At 80.7% G+C, this 1761-nt stretch carries 1 protein-coding gene and 1 pseudogene; both read right to left on the bottom strand.

The window, feature by feature from the left end; translation table 11 throughout:
- On the bottom strand, positions 1-1412 hold a 1412-nt coding region (locus tag RIF68_RS35845; RefSeq protein ID WP_309055815.1), incomplete at its 3' end, for an ABC transporter permease subunit.
- A pseudogene (locus tag RIF68_RS35840) lies at positions 1409-1761 on the bottom strand (hypothetical protein); the annotation flags it as partial. The gene RIF68_RS35845 and the pseudogene RIF68_RS35840, both read right to left, overlap by 4 nt.

The raw sequence follows: 1761 nt of genomic DNA, 5'->3' as shown, positions 1-1761 counted from the left end.
ATCTCCTCGGCGAGGGCGGCGGCGTGGGCGGCCAGCGGCGGCCAGGACACCAGGGTCACCGCGAGCGCGGCCGCTCCCGTGCCGGGGCCGGTGACGGCCGCGACGAGAAGGCCGGTGATCACCGGGGGCAGGGCGTTGGCGATGTCGGCGAGGCCCGCCGCCGTACCCGGCAGGAACCCGAGGACGAGGGCGACCAGCCAGCTCAGCGCGGTGACGGCGACGGCTGTGCCGACGGTCGCGGCGGCGCCGTGGCCGAGCCGGGCGAGGACGTCGCGGCCGAGGGCGTCGGCGCCGAGCGGGTGCGCGGCGGACGGGCCGGCGAGCCGGGACGCGAGGTCGACGGCGTACGGGTCGCGGAGCAGGCCCCAGCCGATGACCGTGGCGAGGACCGCCGCCAGGATCAGCGGCACGCGGGCGGAGGCGCGCGCCGGGCGCGGCGGCGGCAGGCTCAGGCCGGATGCGCGCAGTGCCGGTCCGAGGAGGCGCCGGCGTACGAGGGTGGCGGCGGCGCCGGTGAGCAGGCCCAGGCCCAGGAGGGCGAGGACGCAGCCCTGGAGCAGCGGGAGGTCCTGGGAGGTGGCCGCGCCCAGGGCCGTACGGCCGAGGCCGGGGACGGCGAAGACGGTTTCGACGGCGACGGCGCCGCCGGTCAGGCCGACGACCACCAGGGCGGCCTGCGGGACGAGCGCCGGCAGGGCGCGGCGGAGGGCGGCGGTGGTGATCCGGCGCCGGCTGGTGCCGGCGCCGCGCCACAGTTCGGCCCACGGTTCGTCCAGGACGGCGGGGAGCGCGTCGGCGACGAGCCGGCCGAGCAGCGCCCCGGCGGGGACGCCGAGGGCGAGCGCGGGCAGCACCAGGTGGGCGGGGCCGGCCCAGCCGGAGGTGGGGAACAGGCGGAGCCAGACCCCGGCGACGACGAGCAGGCCGAGGGAGAGGAGGAACTCGGGGAGCGAGGTCAGCATCGCGGCGACCGTGCCCGTGGTGGCCCGGCCCCGCAGGAGCACGGGGGCGGCGACGAGCACGGCGACGAGGAGCGCGACGGCGAGGGCCGCGCCCATCAGCGTCAGGGAGACCCCGAGGCCGGCCGTGACCGTGGGCAGCACCTCGGTGCCGGACACCCAGGAGACGCCGAGGTCCCCGTGGAGCAGGCGGCCGGCCCAGCCGGTGAGCAGGCCCCAGGGGCCGGCGTCGAGGCCGAGGTCGGCGCGGATGGCGTCGAGCGCCTCGGGCGTGGGCGCCTGTTCGGCGGACCGGGCCCGGAGGAGGCTGAGCGCCGGGTCCTTTCCGGACAGCCAGGGCAGCAGGCCGACGGCGGCGACGACCCCGGCGAGTGCGCCGGCCCGGGCGAGCGGCGCGGCCGGGGCGGTCAGGCGGAGCGGGGAGAGGGGCTTACGGGGACGGGGGTGGGTCATCGGTGGGCCTCAGGTGACGGGGTGCCGGTCGGGAGGGTCCTCGGGGCCGGGTGCCCGGCCGGGAGCAGGCGCGGCTCCGTGGCCGTGCGCCAGGCCCGGAGCACCTCGGCCGCCGGGCGGCCGGCCCGCGCGGCGAGCGGACGCGTCCTCACGGCCGGGTGGCCGCCCCGCGCGGCCACGGCGAGGGGGCACACGGCCACGTGCCCGTGCCGGGGGGCGAGGGGGTGGCCGCCCCGGAGGGCGGGCGGGCGCTTCCCCACGGCAGACCGCCGGGCCGGGAGCAGGCGCGGCTCCGTGGCCGTGCGCCAGGCCTGGAGCACCTCGGCCGCCGGGCGGCCGGCCCGTACGG

It is taken from the genome of Streptomyces sp. (genome assembly GCF_031178505.1).
GTDB lineage: Bacteria > Actinomycetota > Actinomycetes > Streptomycetales > Streptomycetaceae > Streptomyces > Streptomyces gulbargensis.
Note: the sequence above shows the minus strand (reverse complement) of the source record. Positions and strands in the feature narration are given on the sequence as shown.